This is a genomic window from Kitasatospora phosalacinea (genome assembly GCF_000717185.1).
In the GTDB taxonomy this organism is placed as follows: domain Bacteria; phylum Actinomycetota; class Actinomycetes; order Streptomycetales; family Streptomycetaceae; genus Kitasatospora; species Kitasatospora phosalacinea_A.
Genome location: NZ_JNYE01000172.1, coordinates 1 through 6,241, shown reverse-complemented (window position 1 = coordinate 6,241; position 6,241 = coordinate 1). Strand labels below are relative to the sequence as shown.

The 6,241-nt window shown below is 75.5% G+C and carries 3 protein-coding genes and 1 pseudogene; 2 read left to right on the top strand and 2 right to left on the bottom strand.

Translation table 11 applies throughout. The features are described from left to right. Positions 1-159: 159 nt before the first annotated feature. Positions 160-1,389: pseudogene (locus OO57_RS36825) on the bottom strand (PP2C family protein-serine/threonine phosphatase); the annotation flags it as partial. Positions 1,390-1,611: 222 nt separating this feature from the next. Continuing rightward, positions 1,612-2,940 (bottom strand): NAD(P)/FAD-dependent oxidoreductase, encoded by a 1,329-nt coding sequence (locus OO57_RS36820; protein WP_199811402.1) that lies wholly within the window; start codon positions 2,938-2,940, stop codon positions 1,612-1,614. Positions 2,941-3,659: 719 nt separating this feature from the next. Between OO57_RS36820 and OO57_RS36815 the strand changes: the two genes are divergently transcribed. Both OO57_RS36815 and OO57_RS36810 read left to right on the top strand, forming a co-directional pair. After that, entirely contained in the window at positions 3,660-4,451 is a 792-nt protein-coding gene (locus OO57_RS36815) for a TetR/AcrR family transcriptional regulator (RefSeq protein WP_081974217.1), read from the top strand. Between the two features lie 381 nt (positions 4,452-4,832). Beyond that, a partial coding sequence (locus tag OO57_RS36810; RefSeq protein ID WP_051778725.1) for an RNA polymerase sigma factor occupies positions 4,833-6,241 on the top strand: 1,409 nt, incomplete at its 3' end.

Below are 6,241 nucleotides of genomic sequence, written 5' to 3'. Positions count from 1 at the left end.
AATACGAACGGGGACGCGAAAAGGACGCGACCCGTCACGGATCAGCTAGCTGGTTTTCCAAGGGATTGGCCGCCCCGGGACCGTCCACACAGATGCGTGCTCGGTGCTCCCTGTCAGGCAACTCGAAGAACTCTACACAGCTGCGGGCTCGGGATCAAGTGGCACCTGGAAGACCAGCACCGCGACGTCGTCGTCGTGCTCAGCGGTGACGCCGAGGGCCCGCAGGAGGCGGGCGCAGACGGTGTCGGGGGTGCCGACGGGGCCGCGGAGGGTGTGGGCGAGGTGGTCGATGCCTTGGTCGATGTCCTGGTCCCGGCGTTCGACCAGGCCGTCGGTGTAGAGGACGCCGGTGGTGCCGGGGAGGAGGCGGAGGGTGTGGGAGAGGTGGCCGGCGCCGCCGGTGCCGAGGGGCGGTCCGTTCTGCTCCTCGCCGTGGAGGACGGTGCCGTCGGGGCCGCGGAGGAGGAGGGGGAGGTGTCCGGCGGAGGCGTAGACGAGGGTGGTGGCGGTCGGGTCCCAGACGGCGTAGGTGCAGGTGGCGATCTGGTTGGCGTCGATCTCCATGGCGAGGCCGTCGAGGAGGGTCATCACCTCGTGCGGGGGGAGGTCGAGGCGGGCGTAGGCGCGGACGGCGGTGCGGAGCTGGCCCATGACGGCGGCGGCGCGCAGGCCGCGGCCCATGACGTCGCCGATGACGAGTGCGGTGCGTCCGCCGCCGAGGCCGATGACGTCGTACCAGTCGCCGCCGACGGCGGCGTCGGCGCCGCCGGGTTGGTAGGTGGCGGCGACGTGGAGGTCGGCGGGCTGTTCGAGTTTCTGCGGGAGGAGGCTGTGCTGGAGGGTGACGGCGGCTTCGCGTTGGCGGCGTTCGGCTTCGCGGAGGCGGCCGGCGGACTGGACCTGGTCGGTGACCTCGGTGGCGAAGACCAGGACCCCGGCGGGGGCGGTGCTCTCGTCGGGGCCGAGCGGGACGCAGGCGATGTTGTAGTAGCGGTTGCCGCCGAGGCCGAGGATGCAGCGGGACTTCACGCTGCGCGGCCGTCCGCTGCGCAGGACCTGGTCGAGCAGGGGGAGCACGCCGAGGGTGGTGAGTTCGGGGAGGGACTCGGCGGCGGGGCGGCCGGGGGTGCGGGGGCCGAACAGGTCGCGGTAGGCCTGGTTGGCGTAGCCGAGCTGGTGCTTGGGGCCGTGGGTGAGGGCGACGGGGGCGGGCAGGCGGCGCAGGACCTCGCGCAGGTCGTAGAGCTGCTCGGGGTCGCGGGGGTCGGGTCCGGGGCCGGTGGCGGCCGGGTCGCGCGGGCCGGGGACGGTGACGGGTTCGTCCGCGGTGGCGGGGTTGGCCCGCCAGGCGGTTCCGGCGAGCCGGGCGCTCCAGCGCATGAGGTTCAACGTCGGCCGCTTCCTCGGGACTGATGGGGGGTGGTGCCTGCAGGGGCGAACGGCAATAGTGTGATGATCACAATGCGTGTGTGATGCGGTACTCGCCGTAGTGGTTCCGTCGGGTTGATCCTGTCAGGCTCCGGTGTGGTTCCGGAAGTCGAGCCCCCGGTACGGCGCGTTCCGGTGGGCGCACGCCGGGGGCGTGCTCCTGCGGAGGAACGCGAGCGGGCGTCAGGTGCCGGGACCGGGGGTGAAACCGGACTCGAATTCGGCCCGGGGGTGCTCGATGGTGCCCAGCGAGACCACTTCGCGCTGGAAGAGGCCGCCGAACAACCAGTCCGTCAGCACCCGGATCCGGCGCTCCCGGGTGGGCAGGCGGCGCAGTTGGCGGGCGCGGTGCAGCCACCAGGCGCGGCGGCCGGTGAGCCGGGTGCCGCGCCGGGTGTGGGCGACGGCGCGGCGCAGGCCGAGCGAGGTGGAGCAGGCGGGGTACTCGGAGCGGTAGGCGGTGAGCGGCTGGCCGGCCAGGTCGGCGGCCAGGTTCTCGGCGAGCAGTTTGGCCTGGGCGAGCGCGTGCTGGGCGTTGGGGGCGCAGGGCTCGCCGGTGTGGTCGGGGACGGCGGCGCAGTCCCCAGCGGCCCAGGCGGCGGGGAGCGGGGTGCCGTCGGGGGCGACGATCCGCAGGGTGGGCAGGCAGGTGATCCGGCCGGTGCCGTCGAGCGGGAGGTCGGTGAGGGAGAGCACGGGGGCGGGACGGATGCCGGCCGTCCAGACCAGGGTGCGGGCGGCGAAGCGGCTGCCGTCGGAGAGCAGCACCAGCTGGTCGGCGGCGGATTCCAGGGTGGTGGAGAGCCGGACGTCGATGTTGCGCTCGCGCAGTTCGGCGAGGGTGTGGGCGGCGAGTTCGGGGGTCTCCTCGCCGAGGATGCGGTCCTTCGCCTCGACCAGGATCCAGCGCAGGTCGTCGGGGTCGAGGTTGTGGTAGCCCTTGGTGGCGGTGCGGGCCATGTCCTCCAGTTCGGCGAGCGCGCCGACCCCCGCGTAGCCGGCGCCGACGAAGACGAAGGTCAGGGCGGCGTGGCGCAGTTCCGGGTCCCGGGTGGAGGAGGCCAGGTCGAGCTGCTCCAGCACGTGGTTGCGCAGGGCGACCGCCTCGCCGACGGTGGCGAAGCCCATCCCGTGCTCGGCCAGGCCGGGGACGGGGACGGTGCGGGAGACCGAGCCGGGGGCCATCACCAGCACGTCGTACGGGACTTCGGTGGGCAGCCGGAGCTCGCCGCGCGGGGCGGCGTCCACCCAGGCGGTGCGGGTGGCGTGGTCGATCTTGGTGACGCGGGCGGTGAGCACCCGGCAGTCGGGGAGCGCGGTGCGCAGCGGGACGACCACGTGGCGCGGGTCGATGGAGCCTGCGGCGACCTCGGCCAGCAGGGGCTGGAAGGTCAGGTAGGGCTGCGGCTCGACGATCGTCACTTCGATCCGGCGGTCCTTCAACTGGGCGCGCAGCAACTGCTGGAGGCGCAGCGCGGTGCTCAGTCCGGCGCAGCCGCCGCCGATGATCAGGACTCGAATGGGGCACCTCCGGCCGGCCCTGGGGCTGTGACCCGTTTCACGTTCCCCCTATGACGCACCCGGGGGCGGGGTCTTGTCCACACTCCGGGCCGGATCGGTCCGAATCCGGCCGGGAAAAGCGGCCCGGAACGCGGCCCGCCGCCGTCCGCCGGTTCGATTCGCACGGCCCTGCCCCGCGGGTTCGGCGATCCGGCGGTGCGTGCGCGGCCGTTGCGGGGGTGAACGGGTCGCCGTTGCGGCGGAACGGGTGCGGCGGAGGTAGGGGCGTGCACTCCCGATCGTCGGGACGTCCGCGGATCGGCGTCCCCGAACGGCCTGACGGAGCGTCAAGGTTCGGCAAAGGAAGGCAAGTCGGGGCGGGGGTCGGCGTTCCGGGCCGGATGCTCGGGTTGTGATTCGTCTCACGTGGGCCCGCGGGCGGTGCGTGAGGGGATTTGTCCGCACGTAGGGCTCGGATCGGACCGATCCGGGTCGACGAGTGGTCCACTTCTGCGGCGAACTTCCCTGAACTATGGTCGGATTGTGCTTCGGACCGCCGATGGTGCCGGTCCTTTCGTCCTGGACCTGGTGGCGTCGGCGCGGACTGCACGGCAGCCAACCGGGGAAGGTAGTGCGCGGACGTCGGGCCACGGCCGGTGTCGGCAGCGCACACCAGGGGGCGCAGTAGCCGTTCGGGTGCCCGGGACGGGGTGCCTCGGGGGAGGTTTGGCATGTCGGAGCAGGATCAGTTGGCGGGGCGGGGGCCGATCGCGGCGTTCGGACGCGCCGCGGTGGACGTGGTGCCGGAGCAGCGCGGCCCGGACGAGCGGGAGCGGTACGGCTTCGCGGGCGGCGAGCGGCCGGACGGGCCGGGGCGCGGCGCGGGCTCGCGGCTGCGGGTGGACGCCCGGCGGAACCTGGAGAGCGTGCTGCGGGCCGCCCGCGAGGTGTTCGGCGAACTCGGGTACGGGGCGCCGATGGAGGAGGTCGCCCGGCGGGCCGGGGTCGGCGTGGGCACGGTGTACCGGCGCTTCCCCAGCAAGGAGGTGCTGGTCCAGCGGATCGCCGCCGAGGAGGTCTCCTGGCTGACCGCGCAGGCCCGGGAGTCGCTGTACGGCGGCCTGACCGGCCCGTGGGACGCGCTGGCGGGGTTCCTGCAGCGGGCGGCGGCCTCGGGCGCGGGCCGGCTGCTGCCGCCGGAGGCGTTCCGGTACGCGGAGGAGATCGGCCGCGTCCCCGAGCAGCGCGGCGGCGACCTGCGGGCGTTCGGCGGTGCAGCGGCCGAGGGCGAGCAGAGCGCCGACCCGCGGCTGCTGCTGCAGTTGCTGGCGGCGCTGGTGGCCCGGGCGGGCGCGGCCGGGGAGCTGCGGCCCGGCGTGACGGTGGCGGACGTGGTGCTGGTGCTGACGGCCGCGGTGCCGGTGCACGCCTCCGCGGCCGTCCCGGTGCGGGAGGGCGAGACCGAGGGCGGGGCGGGGCACCGGCTGCTGCAGATCCTGCTGCAGGGCCTGCGCGCGGCCTGAGCCGCCCGCACCGGCCGCACCGGCCGGGAATCCGGCGCACCGTGCAGGAAGTTGACGCTCCGTGTGGGGAGCACCGACCGGGGGCCCGGTCCGGGCGGCCGCGGCGCGCCGTTCGGGTGACGGGGGGTCACCGGGCGCGCGGGTCGGAACGGAAGCGGCGCGGAACGTTCCGGGTACGCGCGGTGCCTGCGCCGCCGAGTTCCGAACACTTCCGCGAGCGGCGGCCCGGAGGAGTGGGTCGGGGCGGGCCCGGCTACCGGTGGTCGCTGCGCTATGCCATTCTTTGCCCGTGGTTGGAGCCATTGTCCCGTTGCGCACCGTGACCGCCGTCGACTTCGGGGGGCGGCCCCGGCCGTGCGCCGCACGCCGGGGCGGTGCCCGGTGAACCCCGAGGAGCAGGGCGACGCGGGCGAGTTCGGCTCCGGCCTGGAGGCGCCGGGCCAGGTGCCGGACCAGGTGCCGGGCCAGGGCGGCAGTCCGGCCCGGGAGTCGCTGAGCGGCCGGGTTCCCGGCCAGGCCCCCGCCGGGCAGGGCGGTGTCGCGCCCGAGGCGTTCATCGGCGAGGAGTTCCCGGTGCGCGCCGTGGTGCCCGCCCCCGCCGACCCGGTGGACGGTGAACGCCCGCCCTCCGACGCCGAGTTGACCGCCCGCGTCCGGGCCGGGGACGACGCCGCGTACGAGGAGGTCTACCGCCGCCACGCGGACTCCGTCCGCCGCTACGCCCGCACCTGCTGCCGGGACAGCTTCACCGCGGAGGACCTCGCGGGCGAGGTGTTCGCCCGGACGCTGCAGGCGCTGAAGGCCGGCAAGGGGCCCGAGTTCGCCGTCCGCGCCTACCTGCTGACGGCGGTGCGCAACGTGGCCGCCGCCTGGACGCGCTCCGACCGGCGCGAGCAGCTGATCGACGACTTCACCGACTTCGCCGAGGCCTCCGCGGCCACCGTCGAGTTCGACCTCGCCGACCCCGGCGCCGACGCCTGGGCACTGGCCCTCGCCGACCAGCGCATGGTGATGCGCGCGTACGCCGAACTGCCCGAGGACGACCGGGTGGTGCTCTGGCACACCGAGGTCGAGCGGGAGTCCCCCAAGACCGTCGCCGTGATGCTCGGCAAGACCGCCAACGCCACCGCCGTCCAGGCCCACCGGGCCCGCGACCGGCTGGCCGCCGCGTTCCTGCAGGCGCACGTGTCGGGCAGCCAGGAGTCAGGCTGCGCCGGGTACGCCAACCGGCTCGGCGCGTACGCCCGCGGCTCGCTGCGCAAGCGCGCCTCCGCGGAGGTCGGCAAGCACGTCCAGGACTGCACCCGCTGCACCGCCGCGTACCTGGAGCTCGCAGACATCAACCACGGCCTGCGCGCCGTGCTGCCCGGCGGCGCACTGCTCTGGCTCGGCACCGGCTGGTTCACCGTCGCGGCCGCGGCCGTCGGCGGCGTCGCCGTCACCGGCGCGGTCGCGGGCGGGGCTGCCGTGGCCGGCGGGGCCGCGGCTTCCTCCGGCGCGGCGACGGCCGGGGCGGCGGGGGCGGCCGGTGGCGCCGGGTCCTCCGGCGGCGGGGCGGCGGCCGCGGCCGGGGAGGGGCTCGGCACCGCCGCGAAGGCCGGCATCGCGGCCGGGATCGCCGTCGTCGCGGCGGCCGTCGCCGCGTTCGCGCTCACGGGTTCGCCGGAGCCCGCGGCGGAGGTCGCCGCACCGCCGGCCACCTCCGCCCCGGGGACGCCGCCGCCGAGCCCGGTCCCGCGACCGTCCCCCACGCCCACCCCCGCGCCGACACCGACGCCCACCCCGACGCC